Here is a 26,963-nt window from a genome sequence, read left to right as displayed (position 1 = left end):
GTCGAATCGTTCTTGTAAACAGCAGGTAAGGGGTTCGGTTCCCCTCGTCGGCTCCGGTCGGAGGCCCCTCGCGGTGATCGCGGAGGCCTTTTCCTGCCGGGACCGGACCGGCCGTTGCGCCACTCACGACCGGTCCGCTCGTTCACACCGACCAGCCGTGACCCTTCCTTGTTGCCGTAGCCCTGAGCCGAAAGTATTCCTCCCGCTCAGCCCGGAGCTTCCTCACGCCCTGTGCCTTGCGTTCTCTACGGATCTCGAAGTCCATCGCATCCCCTGAACTGGGGTGTTGCAACGAACCCTAGAACCCAAGAAGGCCGCAGCGGGGCTTCACGGTCAGACCAGTGGGCGGATCTGCAGGGTCTGGGTACGGCCCGGCCCCACGCCGATGGCGGAGATGGGAGCCTCGCTCATCTCCTCCAGCGCCTTGACATAGGCCCGCGCGTTCGGCGGCAGGTCGTCGAGGGTCTTGGCCTCGGTGATGTCCTCCTGCCAGCCCGGGAACTCCTCGTAGATCGGCTTCGCGTGGTGGAAGTCCGTCTGCGTCATCGGGATCTCGTCATGGCGCACGCCGTCCACCTCGTAGGCCACGCACACCGGGATGCGCTCCAGCCCGGACAGCACGTCGAGCTTGGTGAGGAAGAAGTCGGTGACGCCATTGATCCGGGTGGCGTACCGCGCGATGACCGCGTCGAACCAGCCGCAGCGGCGGTTACGGCCGGTGGTGACGCCGTACTCGCCGCCGGTGGTGCGCAGCCAGTCGCCCATCTCGTCGGTGAGCTCGGTCGGGAACGGGCCGGAGCCGACGCGCGTGGTGTACGCCTTGAGGATGCCGATCACCCGGGTCAGCCGGTTCGGCGGGATGCCCGCGCCCGCGCACGCGCCGCCGCTGGTCGGCGAGGACGACGTGACGAACGGGTAGGTGCCGTGGTCGATGTCGAGCAGCGTGCCCTGGCCGCCCTCCAGCAGGACGAACCTGTCCTCGTCGAGCGCCTTCTTCAGCACCAGCGAGGTGTCGGCGATGTGCGGCTTGAGCCGCTCGGCGTAGCCGAGGTACTCCTCGAGGACCTTCTCCGCCTCGATGCCGCGCCGGTTGTAGACCTTGGTGAGCACCTGGTTCTTCTCACCCAGCACCACCTCGATCTTCTGCGCGAGGATGCCGGGGTCGAGCAGGTCCTGGACCCTGATGCCCATACGGTAGATCTTGTCGCCGTACGCGGGGCCGATGCCGCGCCCGGTCGTGCCGATCTTGGCCTTGCCCAGGTACCGCTCGGTCACCTTGTCCAGGGCCTTGTGGTGGGGCATGATCAAATGGGCGTTGGCGGAGATCAGCAGGCGGTCGGCGGAGATGCCGCGCGCGGCCAGCCCATCGAGCTCGCCGAGCAGCACCCCGGGGTCGATGACCACGCCGTTGCCGATCACCGGCACCACGTCCGGCGAGAGGATGCCGGTCGGTACCAGGTGCAGGGCGTACTTCTGGTCGCCGATGACGATCGTGTGCCCCGCGTTGTTGCCACCCTGGTAGCGGACGACGTAGTCAACGGCCCCGCCGAGCAGGTCGGTGGCCTTCCCCTTGCCTTCATCGCCCCACTGGGCGCCCAAGACAACGACAGCCGGCATGGTTATCTCTCCCGCGGAAAAACGAAAACCCCTGGCGCAAGTGCGACAGGGGCTCTTGCGTGCAGAGACTACCTGAGTCTTCCCATTCGTCCCAAGGCCGAGGCTAACTACCGCTCAGTGCGCTGTACGCCTCGGCGCTGCTGTCCTTGAGAAACTGCAGGCAGCGCTCGGCCTCGTCCTTCTCACCGATGGCCTGCGCCGCCCGGGAAAGAGCGAACAGGCAGCGCAGGAAACCCCGGTTCGGCTCGTGCTCCCACGGAACCGGCCCATGGCCCTTCCAACCGGCGCGCCGCAGCTGGTCCAGGCCCCGGTGGTAGCCGGTGCGGGCGAACGCGTAGGAGGTGACGGCGTGCCCCTTGGCGAAGTACTCGTCGGCGAGGGCGCCCCAGGCGGCCGGGTAGGCGGGGAAACGCGCGGCGACGTCAGCGGCCTTGGCGCCCGATTCGAGCGCCTGCCTGGCCTCGGGCAGGTCCGGCAGGTGAGTCGGGGGCGGCCCGGCGAGAAGGTTGTTCATAGGACAAGTCATACCCGCCGGGCCGGGACAGTGGCTAGGAGATCTTCGTCCCACTGGACTTGAGCATCTGGCAGGCCTCGACGACGCGGGCGGCCATCGAGGTCTCGGCGGCCTTGCCGTACGAGCGGGGGTCGTAGACCTTCTTGTTGCCGACGTCGCCGTCGACCTTGAGCACGCCGTCGTAGTTGCGGAACATGTGGTCGGCGATCGGCCTGGTGAAGGCGTACTGCGTGTCGGTGTCGATGTTCATCTTGACCACGCCGTAGGAGATCGCCTCGTGGATCTCCTCCAGGAGCGACCCGGAACCGCCGTGGAAGACCAGGTCGAACGGCTTGTCCTTGCCGTACTTCTGGCCGACGGCGTCCTGGATCTCCTTCAGCACGCTCGGGCGCAGCTTCACGTGCCCAGGCTTGTAGACGCCGTGCACGTTGCCGAAGGTCGCGGCCAGCATGTACCGGCCCTGCTCGCCGATGCCGACGGCCTCGGCGGTGGCCAGCGCGTCGCCCGGGGTCGTGTACAGCTTCTCGTTGATCTCCCCGACGACGCCGTCCTCCTCACCGCCGACGACGCCGATCTCCATCTCCATGATGATGTTCGCCCGGTGGCACTTCTCCAGCAGCTCCTTGGCGATCTCCAGATTCTCCTCCAGCGGTACGGCGGAGCCGTCCCACATGTGCGACTGGAACAGCGGGTCGCCGCCGCGCTTGAGCGAGAGCTCGACCAGCGGGCGCATGAAGCCGTCGAGCTTGTCCTTGGGGCAGTGGTCGGTGTGCAGCGCCACCGTCACCGGATAGTTGGCCGCCACCACCCTGGCGTACTCGGCCAGCGCCACCGAGCCGGTGACCATGTCCTTCACCGTGGTGCCGGACAGGAAGTCGGCGCCGCCGGTGGACACCTGGACGATGCCGTCGCTCTCGGCCTCGGCGAATCCGCGCAGCGCGGCGTTGAGCGTCTGCGAGGAGGTCACGTTGATCGCCGGGTAGGCGAACCCGCCTGCCTTGGCCCGGTCGAGCATCTCGGCATAGACCTCTGGGGTTGCGATAGGCATGATTCATCTCCCTGAGAAGTACGGCTGACGCGCGAACCAGTATCCAGGACCCCTACCCCGGGTGGTAGGGAGCACGCCCACAACGGCCATACCGCGCTCCGCACCGGTAGGCTCACAGGGTGGAATCGCTCCTTGACCTCGTGGACCCGCAGTGGTGGCTGACCATGCTCGGCGCCTTCGCGACGGTCGGCGTTCTCGCCATCATCTTCGCGGAGACGGGCCTGCTCGTCGGATTCTTCCTCCCGGGAGACTCACTGCTGGTCGCGGCCGGCATCTTCAGCTCGGCCGCCGCGGCTCAGGGGCTCGGCATCGCGCCGCTGTCCTTCCCGGCCCTGGTGATCGGCACACCGATCTGCGCGGTGGCGGGAGCGCAACTGGGCCACCTCATCGGGGCCAGAGTCGGAGGGAAGCTCTTCGACCGGCCCAACTCACGGCTGTTCAAGCGGGAGCACGTCGAGAAGGCCGAGCACTACTTCGAGAAGTTCGGCCCGGCCAAGGCCGTGGTGATCGCTAGGTTCATGCCGATCGTGCGTACCTTCATGAACCCGGTGGCCGGCGTGCTGGAGATGCCGCCGAGGCGGTTCTTCGTGTGGAACGTGATCGGCGGCGTGCTGTGGGTGGAGAGCATGCTGCTGATCGGCTACTTCCTCGGCGGCACCGTCGACCCCGCCAAGATCGACAAGTACATCCTGCCCGGCGTGCTCCTCATCGTGCTCATCTCGCTGATCCCGATCATCGTCGAGGTCGTCAAGAACCGCAGGGGCAAGGGCGGCACCCCGCCGCCGCCCATGGGCAAGCACCACAAGGATTCCGTCAAGCGCCCGTAGCCGGCGGTGATCCTGCCAGGGCAGGGCAGGGCCACGGGCTAGTCTCCGGGTTGTGGGACGCCACCGAACAGACCCGATCGGCTTCGGCCGCCTGGCCCTCGCCGGGCTGGCGATCGTGCTGGTCATCGCGCTGCTCGTGATCGGCGGACGGGCGCTGTTCAGCTCGCTCGACACCCCCGCCCCGCCCTCGCCCAGCCCGCCGGCGGCCACCACGCCGACGGCCGCGCCGCCGACACTGCGCATCGAGTGCGTCGCCGACACCTGCCCGCTGGTCGTGGTCCGGGTGCCGGGCGGCGACGTGCTGCAGAATCGCGAGATGACCAAGGGCGAAGTGGTCAGCTACACCGAGCCGGAACTCGACGTGGTCATCGAGGACGCCGCCACGGTCCGCGTGACCGAGAACGGCGTGCCCCGCCCGCAGGGCAAACCCGGTCAACAGGAGGAGTTCACCGTGACCTCCGGAGGAAGCCCGGTCCCTTAGGGCTGGGAGGAATCCGGGCCCCACAAGGGGTGGCCCGGCGGAGCCGGGACAACCCAAGATGTGAAGCGCGCATTACCTTCTTTTCCGCTTACGGATCTTTCTGTGATCGGTAAAATACGAACATGCGTACGGCGTACAAGGTGCGGGTCTACCCCACCCCCGAACAAGCTGCGGTGCTCAACCGTACGTTCGGCTGCGTACGCCTCGTGTGGAACAAGACGCTGGCGTGGCGACCCCACCGATACCACTCGCCGACGGGACCAAGACGTCCTACGCGCAGACCGACCGGTACCTCACCGAACTGAAGCGCGACGCCGAGTTCGGGTTGCTGTTCGATGTCTCCTCCGTGCCGTTGCAGCAGACGTTGCGGCACCAGTACACGGCGTTCGTGAACTTTTTCGCCGGACGCGCCCGCTATCCCCGGTTCAAGTCCCGGCACGGCAAGCAGTCGGCGACCTACACCCGCTCGGCGTTCCGCTGGAAGGACGGGCGACTGTTCCTGGCCAAGATAGATCCCCCTCCTTTAGGACTTTGTTGCCCGATTCGATTCAGGCAACAAAGTCCTTTAGGAGGGGGAGGAAGTCAAAGTCCGAGGTCCCGCAGGGTGAACGCGGTGCGGTACTCCACGCCCTCCTCCGCCATCCGGACCGCCGCGCCCCGGTCCACGATGGTGGCCACCGCGACCACCTCGGCGCCCGCCTCACGCAGCGCCTCCACCGCGGTCAGCGGCGAGGCACCGGTCGTGGAGGTGTCCTCCACCGCCAGCACCCGCCGGCCCTTCACCTCGGGGCCCTCGATCCTGCGCTGCATGCCGTGCGCCTTCTGCGTCTTGCGCACCACGAACGCGTCCAGCGTGCGCCCGCGCGCGGCGGCGGCGTGCATCATCGCGGTGGCGACCGGGTCGGCGCCGAGCGTGAGCCCGCCGACCGCGTCGTAATCGAGGTCCGCGGTCAGGTCCAGCATCACGCTGCCGACCAGCGGGGCCGCCACCCCGTCCAGGGTGATGCGGCGCAGGTCGAGGTAGAAGTCGGCCTCCCTGCCCGAGGACAGCACGACCTTGCCGTGCACGACGCCCTTGTCCTTGATCTCGGCCAGCAGCTTCTCGCGGTCACTCATGCCCACAGCTTAGGGTCGCCCGCACCCATTCGCCCTATCTGAGGGCGCGGCGGAGGGCCCCGCTCATCGCCGTAGAAGGCAAAGACGCGACTTTGGGTTAGTCATGACGCGGAATGCGGAATGATTCGGCGGGCAACCCCGCGTAATCACGAGGTCACTATGAGTTCTGAACCACCTCAAAGCGATGCCGATCTCCTTGAATCGGTTAGAGGCGGCAACGCCGCCGCATATGGCGAGCTCTACAAGCGTCACGTAGCGGCCGCCCGCGCGCTCGCCCGTCGGCTCGTCAGGAGCGAGGCCGAGGTCGAGGACGTCGTCGCCGAGTCCTTCACCAAGATCCTCGACCTGGTCGGCAGGGGAGGCGGCCCCGAGGAGGGCTTCCGCCCCTACCTGCTCACCGTGGTGCGGCGCACGGTCTACGACCGCACCAGGGTGGAGAGCCGCCAGGTCACCACCGACGAGATCGAAGCCTTCGACCCGGGGGTGCCGTTCGTCGACCCGGCGCTGACCGGGCTGGAGAGGTCCATCATCGCCAAGGCGTTCCTGTCGCTGCCCGACCGATGGCGCATGGTCCTCTGGCATACCGAGGTGGAGAACGCCAAACCCGCCGAGGTCGCCCCGCTGCTCGGCCTGTCCGCCAACGGGGTGGCCGCGCTCGCCTACCGCGCCAGGGAGGGCCTGTGCCAGGCCTACCTGCAGATGCACCTGGCGGGGGCGCCCCCGCAGCAGTGCGAGCCCGTGCTCGGCAAGATGGGCGCCTACGTCAGGGGCGGTCTGGCCAGGCGCGACAGCAAGACGGTCGACGACCACGTGAACGACTGCGTCGAGTGCAGATCGGTCTTCCTGGAGCTGGCGGATGTCAATCAGGGCCTGCGTGTCATCGTCGGTCCGCTTTTCGTCGGCCCTGCCTTCCCCGCCTATCTCGCGAGCCTGACCAAGACGGCTGCCGTGAGGGGCGGCGGCGGCAGCGGCATCCTGCACGCGCTGGGCTGGATCCGCAGGGCGCCCAAACAGCAGCAGGCCGCGCTGGCGGCCGCGACGGCGGTCGCGGCGGCCGCGGTGATCGCGGTGATGATGGTCTCGGGTGAGGAGCCGCTGGTGGTCCAGCCCGATCCCTCGCCGGCACTGCGGCCACCCCAGGTCGCCCTGCCCAGCGAGCAGGCGCGGCCGCCGTCCTCGCCGGTCGCGACGCCGGAGCGGCGGACGCCCAGACCGGTCGCCAAGCCGGTTCCGCCCGAGCGGCCGGGCAGGGCCCGGCTGAGGGCCAGCATCGACCCGCTCGGCTCGCTCGTCCGCGCCCAGCCCGGCATCGTCGGGATCAGGCTGCGCAACGACGGCGGGGGGGCCAGCGAGGAACTCGTCGCGGCGGTCGCGCTGCCGCCCGGGGTCATGCTGGTGCCGGGCGCCAGGAGCGGCAGCGGCTCGGCTCCGGGCCGGACCGTCGACGGCTGGTCGTGCCGGCCCGGCGGGGACGGCGCCACCTGCGCCAGGGGGCCGCTGGCGCCGGGGCGGGCGACCGCGGTGTTCCTGCGGGTGGTGGTGGCCGCCCACGCGCCGGAGGGGGCCGGGCCGGTCGTGCGGGTCTCCTCGGGGGGCGTGAGCGTGAAGGCGCGGGCGCAGGCGGGCGTGCGGGCCTCGGGAGCGCCCGCCAGGTTCGCCACCGACGGAAAGGTATCCGTCATAGCGGCCGGCAACACGCTGCTGACCTGCCCGGACACGCGTACCGGCTGCGGGGAGACGCGCCTGCGCGAAGGAACCAGGCGGGACAACGACCTGTGGCCGATGCAACGACTGGACAGGGACGAGACGTCCACGACCGACTCCTCCAGCGCCACCGTGCTGACCCTGCCGAAGGGCGGGCAGGTCGTGTGGGCGGGGCTGTACTGGTCGGCCAGCATGAACACGGCGGGGCCGATCAAGTTCAGGACGCCGGGGCGCAAGCGCTACGTGATGGTCAAGCCCGACCAGGTCATGCGGCGCGAGTTGCCGACCGGGCCCGGGTACCAGGCGTTCGCAGACGTCACCGGGCTGGTGAGCGCGGGCAGCCGGCAGGAGGGGCTGTGGTGGGCGGCGGACGCGCCACTGGGGGAGGGGATCTCGCAGTACGCCGGGTGGAGCCTGGTGGTGATCGCCACCGATCCGCGGCAGCCGTACAGTCAGGCGGTGGTGATCGACACCGCCAGTGTCGTCGGTGGTGAGCGGCCGCGGCTGACGTTGCCGCTCGACGGGCTGAGCCCGGCGGCGACGCCTGCCCGGGTCGAGCTGGTGACCTGGGAGGGGGACGCGGACCTGAAGGGGGAGAGGGTGTCGCTCGGCGAGGGCACGCTCGCCCCTTCCTCGGGAGACCTGGACGCCGCCAACGTCTTCGACAGCTCGTCCAACGGCGCTTCGGGGCTCACCTTCGGGATGGACGTCGACACCTTCCACGCCGAACTGGGCGAGGAACCCGCGCTGGAGCTCACGTCGATCAGGGATGTCGTGCTGTTCGGGGTGGCGGCCGTGAGCGTGCCCGCACGCTCGTGACCACTAAAGGGACAAACTGGTACGGTCTGCGTGAATACTCTGGCGTAACGTCGGGCGAGGGTCGAATCGTCGGGATTCACCCTCGCACGATCAGCTGCTTCATTACCCTGATAGAGGGCCGCCGAGTCCGGCTCTGACGGTGCAGGGCCAGAAGGTCGGGCCACCAAGAAAGGGCGGTGTCGCGTGGATCGCTGCGCGCTGTTCGTGGACGCTGGCTACCTGCTGGCCGACGGCGCGATGGCCGTACACGGCACCAGACATCGCGAGTCCGTCTCCTGGGACTACCCCGGCCTGTTGCAGCTGATGAGCAACCTGTCGCGCGAGCGCACCGGCCTGCCGCTGCTGCGCTGCTACTGGTACGAGGCGACCGTCGAAGGCCGCCGCACGCCCGAGCACGACGCGCTGGCCGACATCCCCGGCCTCAAGCTGCGCCTGTCGCGCATCCGCCCAGGCCGCCGCGAGGGCGTGGACGCCCAGGTGCACCGCGACCTGATGACGCTGGCCCGCAACAGCGCGATCTGCGACGCCGTCGTGGTCAGCGGCGACGAGGATCTCGCCCAGGTCGTCTGCGACGCGCAGGACCTCGGCATCAGGGTGACGGTCGTGCACATCACCGCCGACGGCGGCTGGGCCGTCTCCCGGACGCTGCGCCAGGAGAGCGACGACCTGATCGAGATCGGCGGCGGCCACCTGCGGCCGTACGTCAACCTGGTCACCGGGTCGGCCGAGGCGGCCAACGGCCACCAGCCGGTCAGCAACGGGCAGGCCGCGCACGCGCTGCCCAGCCCCCCGCCGTCCACTCCTCCGCCGCCCGCGCCCAGTCCGCTGCCGCCCGCTCAGTCGTCCCAGTCCACCCAGTCGTCCCAGCCTTCCGGCAGCCACGTCGCCAACGCCCCGACCCAGAACCAGCAACTGCCCCACCAGCCGCCCGCCCCCTCCACGAACGGTCCGGCCCCCTCCCGCGCCCAGAGCACCCCGCCCGCGCTCCCCGCCTACCCGGGCTACCAGCCGGACCCCCCGTCGGCCCCGCAGCCGCCCCCCAGCCCGACAGGCCCGACGCAGGTCACGACGGGCCAGTTCAACACCCCGTCCAGCGCCTACCAGCAACCCCAGCTCGGCCAATACACCGGCCCGCAGGCCGCCCCCGTCCCGACGCCCCCATCGGCGGCCACGGCGGGTGCCACGACGCTGGCCGACGCGGTGAAGGCCGCGCACAAGGAGGGCCACGACTTCGGCGAGTCGGTGGCCAGGGACGCGCCCGCGCTGTGGCTGGAGGCGGTGCTCGCCCGCAAGCCGCGCATGCCCTCCGACCTGGAGGCCCGCCTACTGCAGGGCTCCTCCCTGCCGATCGACTTCCTCCTCCACGACGAGGTACGGCACGCCCTGCGCCGCGGCTTCTGGGACGCCCTCGAACGCGCCCGCCGCTAGGCCAGGGCGTCGAACCCGGCGCGGAGCTGGGCGACCCGCTCGGTGAGATCGGCCATCGGCGACGACAGGCCCGGATCGCTGGACTTGCGAGCCAGTTCACGCACCCGGTTCAGCTCGTCCTCCACCGCCGTCAGCCGCCGCGACAGCTCCGGCAGCACCCCCGCCTGGCTGGCGGTGCTCCCCGGCGGCAGCTCCGCAACGACCCGCTCGCGCAGCAGCGCCGCCTGCTCGGCCAGCCGCTTGTTCATGTTGTACACCTCGATGAACACCGACACCTTCGCCCGCAGCACCCACGGGTCGAACGGCTTGGTCAGATAGTCCACCGCGCCGGCCGCGTAGCTGCGGAAGGCGTAGTCGGGCGCGCTGTCCACCACGGTCAGGAAGATGATCGGGATGTTGCGGGTCCGCTCGCGGCGCTTGATGTGCGCCGCCGTCTCGAAGCCATCCATCCCCGGCATGCGCACGTCGAGCAGGATCAACGCGAACTCGGTGCTCAGCAACGCCTTCAGGGCCTCCTCGCCCGACCGGGCCCGCACGGGCACCAGATCGAGCGAGCTCAGGATGGCCTCGAGGGCGATCAGGTTCTCCTCGCGGTCGTCGACGAGAAGAATTTTCGCGCGCTCAGACATCGATCACGGTCCTTCGGCTGGGTCGGTCGTGGACGCCCGCCCCCGACTGAGCCAGCCCCGCAGGCGTTCGAGCAGACGATCGACGTCCACAGGCTTGGGCACGTAGTCGGACGCGCCCGAGGCGATGCTCTTCTCACGATCACCCCGCATGACCTTAGCCGTCAACGCGATGATCGGCAGGTCGGCGAACTGCGGCATGCGGCGGATCGCGGACGTGGTGGCCCAGCCGTCCATCTCCGGCATCATGATGTCCATCAGGACGAGCGCGACGTCCTCGTTGCGTTCGAGCTGCTCGATGCCCTCGCGGCCGTTCTCCGCGTAGACGACGGTCGAGCCGTGCCGCTCCAGCACGCTGGTCAGCGCGAACACGTTGCGGATGTCGTCGTCGACGATCAGGATCTTGGCACCGGACAGCGGGTCGTCGCCCTGCCACTGCCGGGTCTCCGCGGGCTCGACCAGCTCCGGCAGCTCCAGGTCCATCGGCAGCGGCGGCTCCGGCAGCGTGACGGCCGGCTCGATCATCGGCATCGTCATGACCTGCCTGCGGGCGGCGCCGCCGTCGCGCGCGGCGAGCGGGCCGGAGTAGGACGGCGGCAGGTAGAGGGTGAACGTGCTGCCCTTGCCGAGCTCGCTGTCCACGTGGATCTCGCCGCCGAGCAGCCTGGCGATCTCCCGGCAGATGGACAGGCCCAGGCCGGTGCCGCCGTACTTGCGGCTGGTGGTGCCGTCGGCCTGGCGGAACGCCTCGAAGATGACCTCCAGCTTGTCGGGCGCGATGCCGATGCCGGAGTCGATCACCTGGAAGGCGATGAGGCCGTCGGCGCCGCGCAGCGTGTCGTCGTCGTAGTCCACCTCGATGGGGGCGGGTACGACGCGCAGCCGTACCTCGCCCTTGGGGGTGAACTTGACGGCGTTGGACAGCAGGTTGCGCAGCACCTGCTGCAGGCGCTGTTCGTCGGTGCGCAGTTCCTGCGGCACCGCCGCGTCCACCTCCACGATGAACGCCAGGCCCTTGTCCTGGGCGAGCGGCGAGAAGGCGGCCTCGACGTAGTCGACCAGCTTGGGCAGCGAGAGCTGCGTCGGGTGCACGTCCATCCGGCCCGCCTCGACCTTGGACAGGTCCAGGATGTCGTTGATGAGCTGGAGCAGCGCCGACCCGGCGCCGTGGATCGTGCGGGCGAACTCGACCTGCTGCGAGGTCAGGTTGCCTTCGGCGTTCTCGGTCAGCAGCTTGGCCAGCACGAGCAGGCTGTTGAGCGGCGTGCGCAGCTCGTGCGACATGTTGGCCAGGAACTCGGACTTGTAACGGCTGGACACCGCGAGCTGCTCGGCCCGCTCCTCGAGGGTACGGCGGGCCTGCTCGATCTGGAAGTTCTGGATCTCGATGGCCCGGTTCTGCTTGGCCAGCAGCCCGGCCTTGTCCTCCAGCTCGGAGTTGGACCTGCGCAGCTCCTCCTGCTGGCGCTGCAGCTCGTCGGACCTCTCCTGCAGCTCGGTGGTCAGCCGCTGCGACTCGGTCAGCAGGTCCTCGGTGCGCGAGTTGGCGATGATGGTGTTCATCGTGACGCCGATGGTCTCGACGAGCTGGGTCAGGAAGTCGAGGTGCACCTCGCCGAACGGGGTGAAGGAGGCCAGTTCGAGCACGCCGAGCACGCGGCTCTCGAACAGGATCGGCAGCACCACGATCTGGGCGGGCGTGGACTGGCTGAGGCCGCTGTCGATGGTGATGAACTTGGGCGGCACGTCGTCCAGGAGTATCGGCCGGCCCTCGGCGGCGGCCTGGCCGACGATGCCCTCGCCGATCGCGAAGACCGGGCGCGGGGTGCGGTCGGCGCGCACGCCGTACCCGCCGATGAGGATGAGGTCGTGCTGGCCGCCTGGGTCGGTGCCGTAGAAGGCGCCGTAGCGGGCCGAGACCAGCGGGGTCAGCTCGCTCATGATCAGCTTGGCGACCTCGATGAGGTCGCGGTGGCCCTGCATGAGCCGGGAGATCCTGGCCAGGTTGGACTTCAGCCAGTCCTGTTCCTGGTTGGCCTGGGTGGTCTCGCGCAGCGTGGCCACCATCAGGTTGACGTTGTCCTTGAGCTCGTTCAGCTCGCCCTGCGCCTCGACGGCGATGGAGCGGGTCAGGTCGCCCTTGGCCACGGCGCTGGTGACGACCGCGATGGCGCGCACCTGCGTGGTGAGGTTTCCGGCCAGCTCGTTCACGCTCTCGGTCAGGCGCTTCCAGGTGCCCTCGACGCCCTCGACCCGCGCCTGGCCGCCGAGCTGCCCCTCCGAGCCCACCTCGCGGGCGACTCGGGTGACCTCGGAGGCGAACGAGGAGAGCTGGTCCACCATCTTGTTGATGGTGGTCTTGAGCGCCAGGATCTCGCCCTGGGCGTCCACGTCGATCTTGCGGGTCAGGTCGCCGTTGGCGACCGCGGTGGTCACCTCGGCGATGTTGCGCACCTGCGAGGTCAGGTTGTTGGCCATGAAGTTGACGTTGTCGGTGAGGTCCTTCCACACGCCCGACACGCCCTGCACCCTGGCCTGACCGCCGAGCTGCCCCTGCGTGCCCACCTCGCGGGCGACGCGGGTCACCTCGTCGGCGAACGAGGAGAGCTGGTCGACCATCGTGTTCAGGGTGTCCTTGAGCTGCAGGATCTCGCCCTGCGCGTCAACGGTGATCTTCTTGGACAGGTTGCCCTGCGCGACGGCGGTGGAGACGGCGGCGATCTGGCGCACCTGCGAGGTCAGGTTGTTGGCCATGAAGTTCACGTTGTCGGTGAGGTCCTTCCAGACCCCGGACACGCCGCGCACCTGCGCCTGGCCGCCGAGCTGGCCCTCGGTGCCGACCTCGCGGGCGACGCGGGTGACCTCGGAGGCGAACGAGGAGAGCTGGTCGACCATCGTGTTCATGGTCGACTTCAGCTCCAGGATCTCGCCCTGGGCGTCGACGTCGATCTTGCGGGTGAGGTCGCCGTTGGCGACCGCGGTGGTCACCTGGGCGATGTTGCGCACCTGGTAGGTCAGGTTGTTGGCCATCGAGTTGACGTTGTCGGTGAGGTCCTTCCAGACCCCCGACACACCCTTGACCTCGGCGCGCCCGCCGAGCTGGCCCTCGGTGCCGACCTCACGGGCGACGCGGGTCACCTCGTCGGCGAAGGCCGAGAGCTGGTCGACCATCGTGTTGAGAGTGTCCTTGAGCTGCAGGATCTCGCCCTGCGCGTCAACGGTGATCTTCTTCGTCAGGTTGCCCTGCGCCACCGCCGTCGCCACGGTCGCGATGCTGCGCACCTGGGAGGTCAGGTTGTTGGCCATGAAGTTCACGTTGTCGGTGAGGTCCTTCCAGACCCCGGACACGCCGCTGACCTGGGCCTGGCCGCCGAGCTGGCCCTCGGTGCCGACCTCGCGGGCGACTCGGGTCACCTCCTCGGCGAAGGCCGAGAGCTGGTCGACCATCGTGTTGACGGTGTTCTTCAGCTCGAACATCTCGCCGACCGCGTCGACCGTCACCTTGCGGCTCAGGTCGCCCTTGGCCACCGCGGTCGTCACCACCGCGATGTCGCGCACCTGGGCGGAGACGCGGGAGGACATCGTGTTGACGGCCTCGGTGAGGTCGCGCCAGCTGCCCGACATGCCGCGCAGGTTGGCGCTGCCGCCGAGCTTGCCCTCCGTGCCCGCCTCGCGCGCCACCCGGGTGACCTCGGAGTTGAACAGGGAGAGCTGGTCCACCATGCCGTTGATGGCCTTGCCGAGCCTGCGGACCTCGCCCCTGGCCGAACGGTCGAGGTCGATGCGCCGCGACAGGTCGCCCTTGGCCACGGCGTCGATGACGTCAGCGGCACCACTGACGGGGCTGACCAGGGCGTCGATCAGCGTGTTGACCGAATCCACGCTCTCCGCCCAGGCCCCCACCCCGGGCCCGGACGTCAGCCGCTCACCGAAGCGGCCTTCCTTGACCACTTCTTTACGAACCCGGTTCAGCTCGTTCGCCAGATGCTCACGCCGATCGGCCACCTCGTTCAGCAGCAGCCGTACCTCGCTCAGTATGCCCGGAGGCGCATGTGAGACCCGGCGGCGGAAGTCGCCGTCGCGCCACGCGAAGAGGGTCTCCAGAATGGGAACGAGATCCGCCTCTGTGTAGGTCCTTTCCTCCGCCGTGGGCGCCGTCCTGGCCGTAGTCATGGGGCCTCCTTCACTCCCGGGGTGCCTCCGCGAGTGCTGTAAGTCTGTCACGATGAGTAGCTCGGAGTCCTGTCCTCTGATTTACCCCAAGTCAATGGCAAGTGTGGTAGGCACGACACGATGACTGCTTCTTCCCGCGGAGTTCTGGCGGCCACCTTCGCGCCGGGCGAGACCGCTGTGCCCTCTGCGAAGAGGTTCACCCGTGAGGTGATGACCGCCTGGGCGGCCACCTCGGTGCTGCCTGCCGGCGAGCAGGTCGCGGGTGAGCTGGCCATGCAGGTCGCCGACGAGCCCTTCGAGATCGTGTGGAAGCACTTCGGGGACGCGGTTCAGGTCGAGCTGAAGCAGCGGGCGGCGCCGCAGGGTGATCCGAAGGGGCCCTCCGTCGAAGTCGAAGAGTGGGGAATCACCTTCGCGGGGGATTCCCGTGTCCATTGGGCTAGGCTCACGCTACCCGGCTCGACGAACCAGTTGTCTTCGGAGTGGCTGGAGGAGAGCTCGCGCGGGCCGCACTGGCTCGGCTTCCTCGCCGACGCCAGCGATCTGCTGGCCGGCACCCTCGACCCCGACATGGTCCCGGCGATCATCGCCCAGATCGTCGTGCCCCGCCTGGCGAGCTGGTGCGCCGTGTACACCTCCGACACCGGTATGGGCCCGCTGCGCCTGTCCTATCTCTGGCACGCCGACGAGGCGCGCATCGACGGGCTCAGGGAGGAACTCGCCGGGATCGTCGTGCCGAGTCCGGTGCGCGGCGCCTCCACGATCCAGCTCGCCGACTCGCAGGTCCTCGCCGTACCGCTGACCGCGCGCGGTCGCGGGCTCGGTGTCATGTGCCTGGGCCGCTCCGACCGCTTTCGCGACGAGGTCGTGCAGTTCGCCGAGGACATCTCCCGGCGCGCCGCCCTCGCCATGGACAACGCCCGCCTCTACGCCCAGCAGGCGGCCGCCAACCGGGCCCTGCAGCGCAGCCTGCTGCCCCCGAACGAACCCGAGGTGCCCGGCCTCGACTACGGCGTCGTCTACGAGCCCGCCGGCGAGCTCAACGAGGTCGGCGGCGACTTCTACGACCTGTTCAAGGCGAGCGACGAGTCCTGGCGCTTCGCGATCGGCGACGTCTGCGGCACCGGCCCCGAGGCCGCCGCGGTGACCGGCCTCGCCCGCCACACCCTCCGCCTCCTCGCCAGGGAGGGGTACGGCGTGGCCGCCGTCCTCGGCCGCCTCAACCAGGCCATCCTGGAGGAGGGCGAGCGGGCCAGGTTCCTCACCCTGCTGCACGGCGACATCACCCCGGTCGCGTCGGGCCTGGAGGTGCGCCTGGTCTCCGCGGGGCACCCCGAGGCGCTGCGGCTCAAGCCGAGTGGCGTCGTCGAGTCGGTGAGCACCCCGCAGTCGCTGCTCGGCGTCTTCCACGAGGTGGTCTTCGAGGCCGACACCCTGCACCTCGACCCCGGCGACGTGCTGCTGGCGGTCACCGACGGGGTGACCGAGCGGCGCAGCCAGGGCCGGCTGCTCGACGACGACGGCGGGCTGGCCAAGCTGCTGGCCGAGTGCGCGGGCCTGTCGGCGCGGGCCGTGGCCGAGCGCATCCGCCGGGGCGCGGCCGACTTCGCGCCCGAGCCGAGCGCCGACGACCTGGCGATCCTGGTCCTGCGCGCCCGCTGACGCTCAGTGGCCGTCGGTGTGCTTCTTGGCGAAGGCGATCTGGGTGGCCATCTGCGAGATGCGCTCGGAGACCACCAGCGTGCCGTGGCCCGCCTCGTAGGTGTAGGCCTCGTGCTCGTGGCCGTGCTCGGCCAGCCTGGCCACGTACTTCTCGATCTGCCGTGACGGGCAGCGCACGTCGTTGACGCCGACCATGATCAGGACCGGCCGCTCGATCTGCTCGACGTAGGTGATCGGCGAGCTGGCGCGGTAGCGCTCCGGCTGCTCGGACGGGGAGCCGCCGAGCAGTGCCCGGTGGTAGGCGCGCAGGCCCTCGGGTTCGTCCTCGTAGGTGGTCTCGTGGCAGGCGATGGGGACGGCCGCGATGCCCGCCGCCCACATCTTCGGCTGGGTGCCGAGGCCCAGCAGCGTGAGGTAGCCGCCCCACGAGGTGCCGCACAGCACGATGCGGTCGGGGTCGGCGACGCCCCTGGCCACCACCCACTCGCGGACGGCGGCCACGTCTGACAGCTCGATGTGGCCGACTTCGCCGTGCAGCGCGTCCCGCCAGGCGGAGCCGTACCCCGTGGAGCCGCGGTAGTTGACGCGGACCACGGCGAAGCCCGACTCGACCCAGGCGGCGGCCTCGGGGGAGAAGGAGTCGTCGTCGTGGCCGGTGGGGCCGCCGTGCAGCAGGAAGACCGTGGGGTAGGGGGCGTTGCCCGTCTCGGGGCGGGAGATCAGCGCGTGGATGCGCCCGCCGGGGCCTTCCACGTCGACGTCCTCGACCGGGACGCTCGGGGGCGCGGTCGGGCCGACGGCGCTCATCACCACCTGGCCGCTGCTGGAGCGGATCACATGCGGGCGCGACGCGCTCGACCAGGAGTACTCGACGTGGCCGCCGGGCCTGGGCGCGGCCGCCTCGATCACGCCGTGCGGGGTGTCGATCAGCGTCAGGCCGCCGCCGGCGAGGTCGTAGCGGTGCAGGTACGTGCGGGCGCGGTTGCCGCGGATGATCAGCAGGGCGCGGCCGTCGTCATACCACTCCGCGGACAGCTCGCCCGCGTCCTTCAGCCAGATCTCCCGCTGCTCGCCGGTCATCGGGTCCCAGACCAGCGGTTCGCGCCTGGCCCGCCGCTCGTGCAGGGTCAGCAGTCGCCGGTCGCCGGGCACGGGCGCGAACTTGAGGCCGATCACGCCCTTCTCCCGGCCGTCGTGCAGCTCGCCGACCTCCCGGCCGGACGGGTCGACGACGCGCAGCGCGGGGTGGCGGAAGTCGCCGTGCTCGGCATGGTTGATCGCGATCAGCGAGCCGTCCAGTGACATGTCCGTCACCCAGGCGGCCTCGGAGTGCTCGTAGATCACCCGGGTGGCCTCGCCCCGGTTGGCCAGGCTGATCGTGAACGAGCCCTCGCGGGCCATGCTGATGGCCGCGGTGCCCGTCATGGACAGCTCGATGCCGCCCGGCTGGCCGGGCTCGATGTCGGGCGCCACCACCTCGTCGGGGCCGCCGCCGAACGGCTGGCGCATCCAGACGCCGAGCTCGTCGCCGCCGTTGTCGGCGAACCAGTAGACCCACTGGCCGGTGGGGTCGATCGCGCCGTGCGCGGTGCCCTCGGGCCGGTTGGTGACCTGCCGGGTGACTCCGGTCCGGTCCCAGGCGTAGATCTCCCAGGTGCCGGAGGCGTTACACCGGTAGATGGATCGGTGCGGGGCCAGGCGCGCCCAGACGGGCAGCGTCATGCGCGGCGCCCGGAACCTGGCCTGCCAGCGTTCCTCCGCCTTCATCCGACGCGTCCCCTCCCTCTGAACCCCGCCCCAGCCCGCCCCGGCGGGGTTGGCGTCCAGTATTGCGCCTGAGTCCAAGAAATACTTGAGGAATGTGGGGGAATTTCGGACTAAATGCCCCATCAGTAACATGGGCCTCAGATGTCCGTCAAGGAAGTGGTCTTGATCGGGGGTCCACTTTAAAGATAGACAGGTGAAACGAGGCCTTTGCAAGGGTCTGTCGTGGAAATTTCGCGATTCGCGTGGCTTGTTGTTGCGCGTCCGAATGCCATGCGCTCGGTCCCATCCCCACCACCTCGGTGATCTGGTCGTGCGTCAGCATCATCTCGAACTCGACCGCTCGCCGCTCGATCTCTGCGAAGTCTCGCAAACTCTCCGCGACCCGCCGCTCCTTGTCCTCGTCCACCGACAGCAGCCCGAGTTCCGCCACCAGGGGGCTGAGGTGGTCCTTTGCCGGAGTGACGACCACCAGAGCACCACCTGGGCGCAGAATCCTGGCGAACTCGGGGCCGTTGCGTGGTGCGAACACGTTCAGCACGACATCGGCCACTTCGTCCGCGATCGGCAACGGCCGCCACACATCGGCCACGAACGCCCCGATGCGCCCATGTGCCCGCGCGGCTCGCCGCACCGCATGCTTGGACACATCAAACGCCACCCCGGCCGCCCCGTCCACCTCATCGAGCACAGCCGCCAGGTAGTACCCCGTCCCCACCCCGGCATCCACCACCACCGCCCGCCCGCGCTGCTGGGCGAGGGCGGCGACGGTTTCGGCGATGGCGTGGGCGAGAGGGGCGTAGAGGCCCGTGGCGAGGAAGGAGGCACGGGCGGCGACCATGGCGGGACTGTCGGCGGTGCCCGGCGCCTGCGACCCGAGCAGCAGGCTCACATAACCCTGCTTGGCGACATCGAACCCATGCCCCCGAACACACCGCACCACCCCCGGCCGCAACTCCAGCCTGGCCCGACAAACAGGACACACAAGGTATTCGACGACGTCACCCAACACCCCCCCATCATCCCGCCCCCACCCCTCGCCTCCCGCCCGCTTGCTCCTGTACGGCAAGCCAGCCCTGGCTCTCCCGCAGGCCGCCACCTCCGCCCACCCGGTCGACGCCACTCGTGCGCACGGGCGGGCCGCCGTTACGTGGCGAGGAAGGTGGTGTGCTCGCGGGCGGGCCATAGAAGGCCGGCGCGTCATTACAGTGGCCTACCGTGTCGCGACGATCTTCATTAAGGCTGTGGGCCGGGGCGCTGGGGCTGGCCTTGGCGCGGTGGGTGTGGCAGATGGTCGGGGAGAGTCGATCCGGCTATGTCGTCCTCGGTCCAGGAGGGTGCCTGCGTAGCGGCGGCTGGATCGACCTGCCGCTCTATGTGAAGACCTTCGTGCCCCTGTACTGGTACGGGATGCTCCCCGCCGTACTCGTTGGGTTCCTGCTCTGGTGGAAGGCGGGCAGGGCGGGCAGGGTGCTCGTGAGGGTGATCGCGGTGCCGGTGGTGCTCGCGTCGGGGTGGCGGCTGGGGGTGTTCGCGCTCGACGCACTGATCGAGCCCGACTGCCTGCCCTTCTGGGGTGGGCCGTACGCGTGGCCGAACCAGGGGCATCGCGTGGTGGAGGTCGTCGTCGCGTCGCTGATGCTGCTCGCGGTGCGCCTCCGGTCGCGCCGGTTGCCCAGGCCCGTGGTCGCGGCCGGTGTCCTGCTGGTGGTCGTGCTGGTGACGGAGGCGGACGCGGCCTCGGGCAGGGTCACCGTGCCGGACGCCGACGCCTGTCCCGGAGCGCCCGCTGCGGGCTTCTCGGCGGCGGAGTGGCGGTTCCTGTGCGACGCCCGCGTCAGCGACTGGCATCACGCGGGGGTCGAGACGATGCCCGACGCCCGGCTCCTCGCCTACGGCCGGGGCCTGTGCGAGCTGGCCACCAGGCACGGCGGTGACGCCACGGCCAAGGCGGTCAAGGGCGCGGCCAAGGGGGAGGAGGGCAGGAAGATCCTGGGGGCGACCCGGCAGATCTGCCCGGTCATGGTGCGCGGCGACGAGGCCAACATCGAGAAGCACCGGCTCGAACAGGAGAACTGGCTGGCCGGGAGGCGCGCCGCGTGCGCCTCGCTGCCGCAGCACAAGCCCCGGGCCCGCCCGGTCAGGCAGGCCAAGGAGTACTTCTCGACAGAGTGGGGCATCGACACCTACGAGGACGAGCCGTCCGGCGAGCTGGCGGCCGATCTGCTGAAAACCGGCATGGTGATCGCCGCGACGCCCGGCAATGTCGCGATCTCGCCCGTCACCGAAATGAGCGTCATCTGCGTCACCGGCGAGTCCTACCGCCAACGCCCCCCGGTGGAGAAGAAGGGCTGGGACGTGGTGGTCGAGATCGGCTACACGAGTACGTTGGGCGATCTGCGCTTCACCGACACGAACAGGGAACTGCCCGATCTCACGGTGGGCGGGCCGGGCAACTACCGCATCAGGCTGCACATGCGGGCCTTGCCGGAGGAGGAGTACTACGACGAGACCAAGGATCCCGCGCCCTCGGAGCAATGGTTGATCATGGTGTATCCGGGCGACTCCAAGAAGACGGTCAGGTACTGATCGACGCCTCGCGCAGGAAGGCGGCGTTGGTGGGCGTCTCGCGGAGCTTGTCCCTGAGCAGTTCGAGGCCCTGCTGCTTGTCGAGCGCGCCCAGCATGCGGCGCAGCCGCCACACGATCGCCTGCTCGTCGGCGGGCAGCAGGATCTCCTCCCGCCTGGTGCCGGAGGCCTCCAGGTCGATGGCGGGGTACAGGCGGCGTTCGGCGAGGGCGCGGCTGAGCCGCAGCTCCATGTTGCCGGTGCCCTTGAACTCCTCGAACAGGCTGTCGTCCATCCGCGAGCCGGTCTCGACGAGGGTGGTGGCGAGGATGGTCAGCGAGCCGCCCTCGCGCAGGTTGCGGGCGGCGCCGAAGAAGCGCTTGGGCGGGTAGAGGGCTCCGGCGTCGATGCCGCCGGTGAGCACCCGGCCGCCGCCGGGGGCGAGGTTGTTGTAGGCGCGGCCGAGCCTGGTGAGCGAGTCGAGCAGCAGGACCACGTCCTGGCCGTTCTCGACGAGGCGTTTGGCGCGTTCGACGGCGAGTTCGGCGACGGCCGCGTGGTCGCGGTCGGGCCGGTCGAAGGTGGAGGCGGCGACCTCGCCGCGGATGGACTCGCGCATCTCGGTGACCTCTTCGGGCCGCTCGCCGACGAGGACGACCATGAGATGGATCTCGGGGTGGTTGCGGGTGATGCCGTCGGCGAGCGCCTGCAGGACCATGGTCTTCCCGGCCTTGGGCGGGGCGCTGATCAGGCCGCGCTGGCCTTTGCCGATGGGGGCGAACAGGCCGACGAGGCGGGTGGTCAGCGAATCGGTCTCGATGCGCAGCCGTTCGCGGGGGTGGACGGGGGTGAGCTCGGCGAAGTGGGGGCGGTGCCGCCAGTCGGCCGAGCCGTTCACGGATTCGACGCCGAGCAGCTTGCCGCCGGCGACGGTGGCGACGACGAGGTCGCCGTTGCGCAGGCCGAGTTGCCTGGCGCGGTCGGACGGGATCCGCAGGTCGTCGCCGGCCGGCTGGAAGCCGGAACGCAGGAACGCGACCTTGTCCCGCAGGTCGAGCAGGCCGCTGACCTGCTTGGCGGACGTGGTGGTACGGGGGCGGGGGATGGTTTGAACAGACATGGGGGACCCTCCTCGAGGGCACGCCGCAGAGGGCGAGAAAGAAGACAGATCGCCGGCCCTCAACACGGGCGAGCGAGTGGGAGATGGGACGGAGCTCGCGCTCTACGTCTCATTTCGGAACATATCACAGGAAATCCTGGACGCTACGGACAACATCCCGGCACGAACGGTCTATTCCCGACCCCCCGACCAGGCGGCCTAGTCTGAGCGAATGCCGCATAGATCACGTACGATCGCCGGTGTCGAGGTGACGCCGCTCTGTGACGCCGTCGGGCCCATGGGCCAGGCCATCAGCAAGCCTTTCGACCGGCTCTTCCCCGGCTCGCCCGAGGGCTTCGACGAGCCGTGGGTGCTGCACTTCCACTGCTACCTGCTCCGGGCGGACAGCGGCTGGACCGCCCTCGTCGACACCGGCATCGGCGGCGAGAACTCCCCGGCCGCGAGCTGGGCCCCCGTGCCCGGCGTGCTGGAGAGCGAGCTGGCCGCCGCGGGCGTGACCCCGGCCGAGGTGGACACCGTGATCCTCACCCACCTGCACAGCGACCACGCGAGCGGCGCGGTGGTGAACGGCGAGCCGCTGTTCCCCAACGCCTGGTATGTGGTGCAGCGGGCGGAGCTGGACGAGGTGGCTCCGGCCATACAGGAAGAGGTGGTCGGGCCGCTCGCGGACCGGCTCAGGGTGGTGGCGGGAGATCACCGGGACGTCGCGCCGGGGTTGCACGTGCAGCTCACGCCCGGGCACACGCCAGGCCACCAGATCGCCCGGCTCGGCGAGCTGGCGATGACCGGCGACCTGGTGCTGCATCCCGTGCAGCTCGCCGACCCCCAGGTCCGCTACGCCTACGACCACGACCAGGAGCTGGCCGCGCGCTCCCGCGCCGAGGTGCTGGCGGGGCTGCGCGCGGAAGGGGCGATCCTCGGCACAGGACACTTTCCCGAACCCTTCGTGGATTTGGGCTCCCGATCCTGAACAATCATGGCGGCAACCGATCCACGGGAGAATTCATGAAGCATCGCGTGCTGGCAGGCGTCCTCCTGGGCGCGGCCCTCGTCCTGCCGACCACGGCCGCGTCCGCCGAGGCCGTACCGAAGCCGCTGACCGGCACCGCCGTCTACGGCGGGTACGTCAACGGCTACCAGATCAGTCAGCACGACCCGGCGAAGGGCTGGAAGACGCTCGGCGCCTCGAAGTCCGCCGCCCAGTTCGCCGCCTCGCCCGACGGCAGGAAGGTCGCCTGGGTCACCATCGGCGGCAAGCTGCAGGTGCGCGAGAACGGCAGGCTCAGGACCGTCGCCACGGGCCTGCAGGGCGGCACGCCATGCCTGACCCCGGTCTGGTCGGCCGACTCCACGCGGCTGGCGTACGCCAAGGACGAGACGGTCACGATCGTCAAGGCCGACGGCGGCGGCGCCACCAGGGCGGGCGCCACCAAGGGCGTCTGCCACCTGGCCTGGTCCGCCGACGGCCGGTACATCGCGGGCTACACGGGCGAGGCGAACGGCGTCTACCGGCTCGACGTGAAGACCGGCAAGGCGGTCAAGGCCAAGGGGATCAAGCTGGCCACCCACGTGCAGAGCCTGTCGCCGGACGGGCGCAACGCGGTGGTGGAGTTCCCGGCCAACCCCGACACGCTGGGCGACGGCAGCTGGCCGACCGCGTTCAAGCCTGTTGTGGTCGACCTGGTCACCGGCAGGAAGCTGCCCGTCGCGGTCAAGGGCACGCTCATCGGCGCCCTGTACCTGCCCGACGGCCGCCTGGTGGTCCGCGTCCAGGGCCCCGCCCACCACACGCTCGTCGTCCTCGACCGCGCGGGCAAGGAAGTGCAGCGCGTCGAGGAGGACGCCAAGGCCAAGACGCTGGGTCTGCTGCAGGTGGTCGGCTGACCCCGAGCGAGGGGGTACGGCTCGCGTGAGCCGTACCCCCTCGCTTAAGTTGAGCGAGTGGACCATGACTTCTGGGCGTCGTTGAACAAGGTGGTCGCCGGCGCGGGCGCCTACATCACCGATCCGCAGGGCAGGCCGCTGCTGGTCAAACCCAACTACCGCGATCACTGGTCGTTCGCGGGCGGGCACATCGACGAGGGCGAGCACCCGGCGCAGGCGTGCGCCAGGGAGGTGGCCGAGGAGCTCGGACTGTCGCTGCCCGTCGGCAGGCTGCTGACCGTGCAGTGGGGGCAGCTCCCGGAGCAGCCGTTCCCACTGATCCACTTCCTGTTCGACTGCGGGATCGTGGAGGTCGACGCCCCGGTACGGCTGCAGGCCGAGGAGCTCGACGACTACGGCTTCTTCACCGAGGAGGAGTCCAAGGGCCTGCTCCCGCCGCACCTGTACGACCGCCTGCGCGCGGCGGGCACCGCCCGCAGAGACGGCGCCAGCCTCTACCTGCCCCCGGCGGGCTAGCTCAGGCCAGCGCGGGCTGCGCGGCCAGCAGCTTGGCGGGCAGGATGACCGTCGCGCACACCCCACCGTACGGCGAGGACCGCAGGGACACCCGGATGCCGTGCCTGGCCGCCAGCCTGGCCACCACGAACAGCCCGAGCCGGTCGCTCTCGGCCAGGTCGAACTCCGGCATGTCGCCCAGCCGCTCGTTGAGCTGGTCGAGCTCGGCCCGCTGCAGGCCGAGGCCGCGGTCCTCGATCTCGATGACCAGCCCGCCGGGCGCCACGACGCAGCGGACGTCCACCCTGGTCTGCGGCGGCGAGTACATGGTCGCGTTCTCCACCAGCTCGGCGATCAGGTGGACGACATCGGTGACGGCGGGACCGGCCAGCGACACCTTGGGCGGCTGCGGCACCTCGATCCTGGAGTAGTCCTCGACCTCGGCCACCGCCGCCCTGAGCACGTCGACGATCGCGACGGGGTTGCGCCATCCCCGGCCGGGCGTCTGCTCGGACAGGATGATCAGGCTCTCCGCGTGCCTGCGCATGCGGGTGGTGAGGTGGTCGAGCTTGAACAGGTCCTCGAGCGTGTCGGGGTTCTCGGTGTTCCGCTGCATGTCGTCGAGCTGCAGCAACTGGCGGTGCAGCAGCGACTGGTTGCGCCTGGCCAGGTTGACGAAGACCTTGCTGACGCCCTCGCGCAGCCGGGCCTGGCCGATGGCCGCGTCGACCGCGGTGGACTGGACGCCGTTGAACGCCTGGACGATGTCGAGCACCTCGCTGGTCGTGGCCTGCACGTCCAGGGGGGCGGCCCGGCCCTCCACGGGGCCGGAGCCCTTGCGGAGGCGTTCGATCAGGCCGGCCAGCCGTACGTCGGCCAGTTCGGTGGCGGCGTCGCGCAGGCCCGCCAGCTCCTGCACCAGGCGCTGCCGGAAGCGCAGGGAGAGCAGGACCGAGGCGACGACCGCGATCAGGCCCAGGCCGCCGGCCACGCCGATCTTGATGAGGATGTTCGCCGCCGCGGGGGTGACCCGCTTGGTCATGCTCTGGACGGCCTCGAACTGGTGGCGCTCGACCACGGCCCACAGGTTGTCGCCGTCGTCGGTCCAGGTGACCGCGGCGGCGGGCAGGCCGGTGCTGCTCGCGGGGCCGCGCACGGCGTCCTCGGCCCTGATGAACTCCAGGTAGACGGGGGTGTTGGCGAGCTGCGCGTAGGAGTCGCGGAGGCTCAGGTCGAGGTGGTTGAGCGCCTGGGCGTACAGCAGCCGCCGGGTGGCGACCAGCTCCGCGAACATCGCCCGCTCGGCGTCGCCGACCTTGCCGGCCGCGATCACGGCGACGAGCACCGCGCGTTCCCTGGACAGCATCTCCTTGGCCTCGCCCATCATGTTGACGGCTCTGGCCTGGCGGTAGAGCGAGACGTCGGAGACCAGGACCATCTGGTCGTACATGCGGAAGGTGGCGTCGACGGTCCTGCTGTAGGTGCTGACCACCTGCAGCATGCCCGCGTCCCGCTCGTCGATCTTCGCGCGGATCTCCGGGATCCGGTCGAGCTCGCTGGTCAGCTCGCTGAGCTGCGCGGCCATCTCCGGGGAGACGTCCCGCTGCCGGCTGGCCAGGCCGCGGAACATCGCGACGCTCTGGTCCGTCACGGCCCGCTGGCCGGTCATCACGGCCTCCTTCTGGCGTCCGGCCAGGTACTCGACGGAGACCAGCCGCTCGCGCTGGAGCTGGATGTTGATCTGCTCGGCGGGGTTGGCGAGGTTGGTGACCAGGTTGTCGATCTCCAGCAGGCGCAGGCCGGCGCCGCCCGTCAGTCCCGCGGCGAACGCCCACAGGCCGACGAGCGACATCAGGGGCACCAAAAGCAGGACGAGGAGCTTGACGGCGATCGGCCGGCCACGCCTGTTCATGCGACCTCGCTGGGGGTTCACGATGAGATCGCCTCGCAGATTACACCCCATTTGCGTGGTTTCACTGGTCTCCTGCGATTCTCCGCCCCGCCGGCGGGGCGGAGGGCAGGTCAGACGCGCGGTTCCCCGGGGCGGCGGTGCGTGGCGGGGCCGGCCACCAGCCGGTCGTCGGAGGGCGGCGGAGGGGGCGGCGTGCCGCCGTCGTGCTGGCGCGGCACCTGCGGGGTCGTCTCGCTCTCGGTCAGCTTCCGCTCCAGCCGGCGCTTCTCGTCCTCAAGCCGCGCCACCCGGTCGTGCGCCTCCACCCGGGCCTCGCGCATCTGCCGGCGGCGGTGCGAGGAGCGCCGGTAGCCGGACCCGATCATGGCCAGGCCGAGCAGCAGCACCCCGGCGGTCGCCGCGCCGGCCAGGTACATCTCCAGGTGGTTGGGCTGGAAGGTGTAGTCGAAAACGGTAAGGGACGCGGTCGACGCGGTCGTGCTCTCTTCCAGGGAGATCAGCACGATCGCTCCGGTCGCGAGCAGGATCAGGATCAGACCCAACACGATCATTGAAATCACCTCTCTTCGGGCCAACCCCCACTGCCCGTAGAGGAGAGGGATATTCCGTAAAGATCGAGAGAGTTTGAATGCCGTGGCGGGGTGTGCCGGTCCGGGTGGGGCGAGGATGAGGCCATGAGACCTGATGCGGGCCAGGTGCTGCACTTCTCGGAGGATCCGACCATCACGCGGTTCGTCCCGCACGTCGCTCGGACCAGCGTCATCGGCACGCCGTACGTGTGGGCGGTCGACGGCGACCGCTGCCCCGACTACTGGTTTCCGCGCCAGTGCCCGCGCGCGATGGCCTGGAGGGGGCCGCGCACGACGCCGGGGGACGTCGAGCGGATCATCGGCGCGGGCTGCGGCGAACGGGTGCACGCGGTCGAGTACGCCTGGCTGAAGGCGATCATGGACGTCCGGCTGTACGCCTACCGGCTGCCCGCCGCCGACTTCGAGCCCATCGGCGACCCGCCGCACGCGGTCGTCGCCCAGGTGCCCGTCGAGCCACTCGGCCCGCCCGAACCCGTCTCCGACCTGATCGAACTGCACGAGGAGGCCGGGATCCAGCTCCGCGTGCTCGACAACCTCTGGCCCTTCTGGAACCAGGTGACGGCGAGCACGCTGGAGTTCAGCGGGATACGCCTGCGCAACGCCAGGCGTTGAGGC

At 69.9% G+C, this 26,963-nt stretch carries 21 protein-coding genes and 1 pseudogene; 11 read left to right on the top strand and 11 right to left on the bottom strand.

The window, feature by feature from the left end; translation table 11 throughout:
- Nucleotides 1-333 precede the first annotated feature (333 nt).
- The 3 genes from ABZ911_RS36035 to fbaA all read right to left on the bottom strand — a co-directional run bounded on the left by ABZ911_RS36035 (nucleotide 334) and on the right by fbaA (nucleotide 3,179).
- Nucleotides 334-1,617 (bottom strand): adenylosuccinate synthase, encoded by a 1,284-nt coding sequence (locus tag ABZ911_RS36035; protein WP_358066616.1) that lies wholly within the window; start codon nucleotides 1,615-1,617, stop codon nucleotides 334-336.
- 103 nt (nucleotides 1,618-1,720) lie between these two features.
- Nucleotides 1,721-2,131: a DUF3151 domain-containing protein gene (locus ABZ911_RS36030; RefSeq protein WP_358066614.1), complete on the bottom strand. Its 411-nt coding sequence runs from the start codon at nucleotides 2,129-2,131 to the stop codon at nucleotides 1,721-1,723.
- 34 nt (nucleotides 2,132-2,165) lie between these two features.
- Nucleotides 2,166-3,179 carry a class II fructose-bisphosphate aldolase gene (gene fbaA, locus ABZ911_RS36025; protein ID WP_358066611.1) on the bottom strand — a complete coding sequence of 338 codons (1,014 nt, stop codon included), beginning with the start codon at nucleotides 3,177-3,179 and terminating at the stop codon, nucleotides 2,166-2,168.
- A gap of 119 nt (nucleotides 3,180-3,298) precedes the next feature.
- On the opposite strand from fbaA, the gene ABZ911_RS36020 reads away from it, so the two are divergent.
- The 3 genes and pseudogenes from ABZ911_RS36020 to ABZ911_RS36010 all read left to right on the top strand — a co-directional run.
- Complete coding sequence (locus tag ABZ911_RS36020) at nucleotides 3,299-4,006, top strand: DedA family protein (protein WP_358066608.1); 708 nt, start codon at nucleotides 3,299-3,301, stop codon at nucleotides 4,004-4,006.
- Nucleotides 4,007-4,058: 52 nt separating this feature from the next.
- The gene (locus ABZ911_RS36015; RefSeq protein ID WP_358066605.1) at nucleotides 4,059-4,487 is read left to right on the top strand and encodes a hypothetical protein; all 429 of its coding nucleotides are present in this window, start codon (nucleotides 4,059-4,061) and stop codon (nucleotides 4,485-4,487) included.
- A 122-nt stretch (nucleotides 4,488-4,609) separates the two neighbouring features.
- Nucleotides 4,610-4,995: pseudogene (locus tag ABZ911_RS36010) on the top strand (transposase); the annotation flags it as partial.
- Between the two features lie 74 nt (nucleotides 4,996-5,069).
- Here the strand turns inward: ABZ911_RS36010 and pyrE are convergent.
- Nucleotides 5,070-5,603: an orotate phosphoribosyltransferase gene (pyrE, locus tag ABZ911_RS36005; protein WP_358066602.1), complete on the bottom strand. Its 534-nt coding sequence runs from the start codon at nucleotides 5,601-5,603 to the stop codon at nucleotides 5,070-5,072.
- 159 nt (nucleotides 5,604-5,762) lie between these two features.
- Here pyrE and ABZ911_RS36000 point away from each other — a divergent pair, with 159 nt between their 5' ends.
- Both ABZ911_RS36000 and ABZ911_RS35995 read left to right on the top strand, forming a co-directional pair.
- Nucleotides 5,763-8,126: a sigma-70 family RNA polymerase sigma factor gene (locus ABZ911_RS36000; RefSeq protein WP_358066599.1), complete on the top strand. Its 2,364-nt coding sequence runs from the start codon at nucleotides 5,763-5,765 to the stop codon at nucleotides 8,124-8,126.
- Between the two features lie 183 nt (nucleotides 8,127-8,309).
- Nucleotides 8,310-9,554, top strand: coding sequence for an NYN domain-containing protein (locus ABZ911_RS35995; RefSeq protein WP_358066596.1), 1,245 nt, complete (start codon nucleotides 8,310-8,312; stop codon nucleotides 9,552-9,554).
- On the opposite strand, the gene ABZ911_RS35990 is transcribed toward ABZ911_RS35995, so the two are convergent.
- Together ABZ911_RS35990 and ABZ911_RS35985 are read right to left on the bottom strand one after the other, a co-directional pair.
- The gene (locus ABZ911_RS35990; RefSeq protein ID WP_358066593.1) at nucleotides 9,551-10,183 is read right to left on the bottom strand and encodes a response regulator; all 633 of its coding nucleotides are present in this window, start codon (nucleotides 10,181-10,183) and stop codon (nucleotides 9,551-9,553) included. The two genes, ABZ911_RS35995 and ABZ911_RS35990, sit on opposite strands and share 4 nt — an antisense overlap.
- A 3-nt stretch (nucleotides 10,184-10,186) precedes the next feature.
- Nucleotides 10,187-14,353 carry a HAMP domain-containing protein gene (locus tag ABZ911_RS35985; RefSeq protein WP_358066590.1) on the bottom strand — a complete coding sequence of 1,389 codons (4,167 nt, stop codon included), beginning with the start codon at nucleotides 14,351-14,353 and terminating at the stop codon, nucleotides 10,187-10,189.
- Nucleotides 14,354-14,473: 120 nt separating this feature from the next.
- On the opposite strand from ABZ911_RS35985, the gene ABZ911_RS35980 reads away from it, so the two are divergent.
- Nucleotides 14,474-16,015, top strand: coding sequence for a SpoIIE family protein phosphatase (locus tag ABZ911_RS35980; protein WP_358066587.1), 1,542 nt, complete (start codon nucleotides 14,474-14,476; stop codon nucleotides 16,013-16,015).
- Nucleotides 16,016-16,018: 3 nt separating this feature from the next.
- On the opposite strand, the gene ABZ911_RS35975 is transcribed toward ABZ911_RS35980, so the two are convergent.
- Both ABZ911_RS35975 and ABZ911_RS35970 read right to left on the bottom strand, forming a co-directional pair.
- Nucleotides 16,019-17,782 (bottom strand): prolyl oligopeptidase family serine peptidase, encoded by a 1,764-nt coding sequence (locus ABZ911_RS35975; RefSeq protein ID WP_358066584.1) that lies wholly within the window; start codon nucleotides 17,780-17,782, stop codon nucleotides 16,019-16,021.
- Nucleotides 17,783-17,930: 148 nt separating this feature from the next.
- On the bottom strand, nucleotides 17,931-18,764 hold the full coding sequence (locus tag ABZ911_RS35970; protein ID WP_358066622.1) for a putative RNA methyltransferase: 834 nt from the start codon (nucleotides 18,762-18,764) through the stop codon (nucleotides 17,931-17,933).
- A 233-nt stretch (nucleotides 18,765-18,997) separates the two neighbouring features.
- On the opposite strand from ABZ911_RS35970, the gene ABZ911_RS35965 reads away from it, so the two are divergent.
- Nucleotides 18,998-20,368: a hypothetical protein gene (locus tag ABZ911_RS35965; RefSeq protein ID WP_358066581.1), complete on the top strand. Its 1,371-nt coding sequence runs from the start codon at nucleotides 18,998-19,000 to the stop codon at nucleotides 20,366-20,368.
- Here ABZ911_RS35965 and rho read toward each other — a convergent pair.
- A complete protein-coding gene (rho, locus tag ABZ911_RS35960) occupies nucleotides 20,358-21,467 on the bottom strand; it encodes a transcription termination factor Rho (protein ID WP_358066578.1) in 1,110 nt (369 codons plus the stop codon). The genes ABZ911_RS35965 and rho overlap by 11 nt on opposite strands.
- Nucleotides 21,468-21,678: 211 nt before the next feature.
- Between rho and ABZ911_RS35955 the strand changes: the two genes are divergently transcribed.
- From ABZ911_RS35955 to ABZ911_RS35945, 3 genes are read left to right on the top strand one after another with little or no spacing between them, the layout of a single operon-like run.
- Complete coding sequence (locus tag ABZ911_RS35955) at nucleotides 21,679-22,437, top strand: MBL fold metallo-hydrolase (protein ID WP_358066575.1); 759 nt, start codon at nucleotides 21,679-21,681, stop codon at nucleotides 22,435-22,437.
- 35 nt (nucleotides 22,438-22,472) lie between these two features.
- The gene (locus ABZ911_RS35950; RefSeq protein ID WP_358066572.1) at nucleotides 22,473-23,351 is read left to right on the top strand and encodes a hypothetical protein; all 879 of its coding nucleotides are present in this window, start codon (nucleotides 22,473-22,475) and stop codon (nucleotides 23,349-23,351) included.
- A 57-nt stretch (nucleotides 23,352-23,408) separates the two neighbouring features.
- Nucleotides 23,409-23,867, top strand: a complete 459-nt coding sequence (locus ABZ911_RS35945) for an NUDIX hydrolase (RefSeq protein ID WP_358066569.1) — start codon at nucleotides 23,409-23,411, stop codon at nucleotides 23,865-23,867.
- Between the two features lies 1 nt (nucleotide 23,868).
- Here the strand turns inward: ABZ911_RS35945 and ABZ911_RS35940 are convergent, their stop codons facing one another.
- Together ABZ911_RS35940 and ABZ911_RS35935 are read right to left on the bottom strand one after the other, a co-directional pair.
- On the bottom strand, nucleotides 23,869-25,758 hold the full coding sequence (locus tag ABZ911_RS35940) for a nitrate- and nitrite sensing domain-containing protein (RefSeq protein ID WP_358066567.1): 1,890 nt from the start codon (nucleotides 25,756-25,758) through the stop codon (nucleotides 23,869-23,871).
- Nucleotides 25,759-25,868: 110 nt separating this feature from the next.
- Nucleotides 25,869-26,309 carry a hypothetical protein gene (locus ABZ911_RS35935; protein ID WP_358066564.1) on the bottom strand — a complete coding sequence of 147 codons (441 nt, stop codon included), beginning with the start codon at nucleotides 26,307-26,309 and terminating at the stop codon, nucleotides 25,869-25,871.
- Nucleotides 26,310-26,432: 123 nt separating this feature from the next.
- Here ABZ911_RS35935 and ABZ911_RS35930 point away from each other — a divergent pair, with 123 nt between their 5' ends.
- The gene (locus tag ABZ911_RS35930) at nucleotides 26,433-26,960 is read left to right on the top strand and encodes a DUF6886 family protein (protein ID WP_358066562.1); all 528 of its coding nucleotides are present in this window, start codon (nucleotides 26,433-26,435) and stop codon (nucleotides 26,958-26,960) included.
- Nucleotides 26,961-26,963: the final 3 nt, after the last annotated feature.

Source organism: Nonomuraea sp. NPDC046570 (assembly GCF_040645915.1).
Taxonomy (GTDB): domain Bacteria; phylum Actinomycetota; class Actinomycetes; order Streptosporangiales; family Streptosporangiaceae; genus Nonomuraea.
Note: the sequence above shows the minus strand (reverse complement) of the source record. Positions and strands in the feature narration are given on the sequence as shown.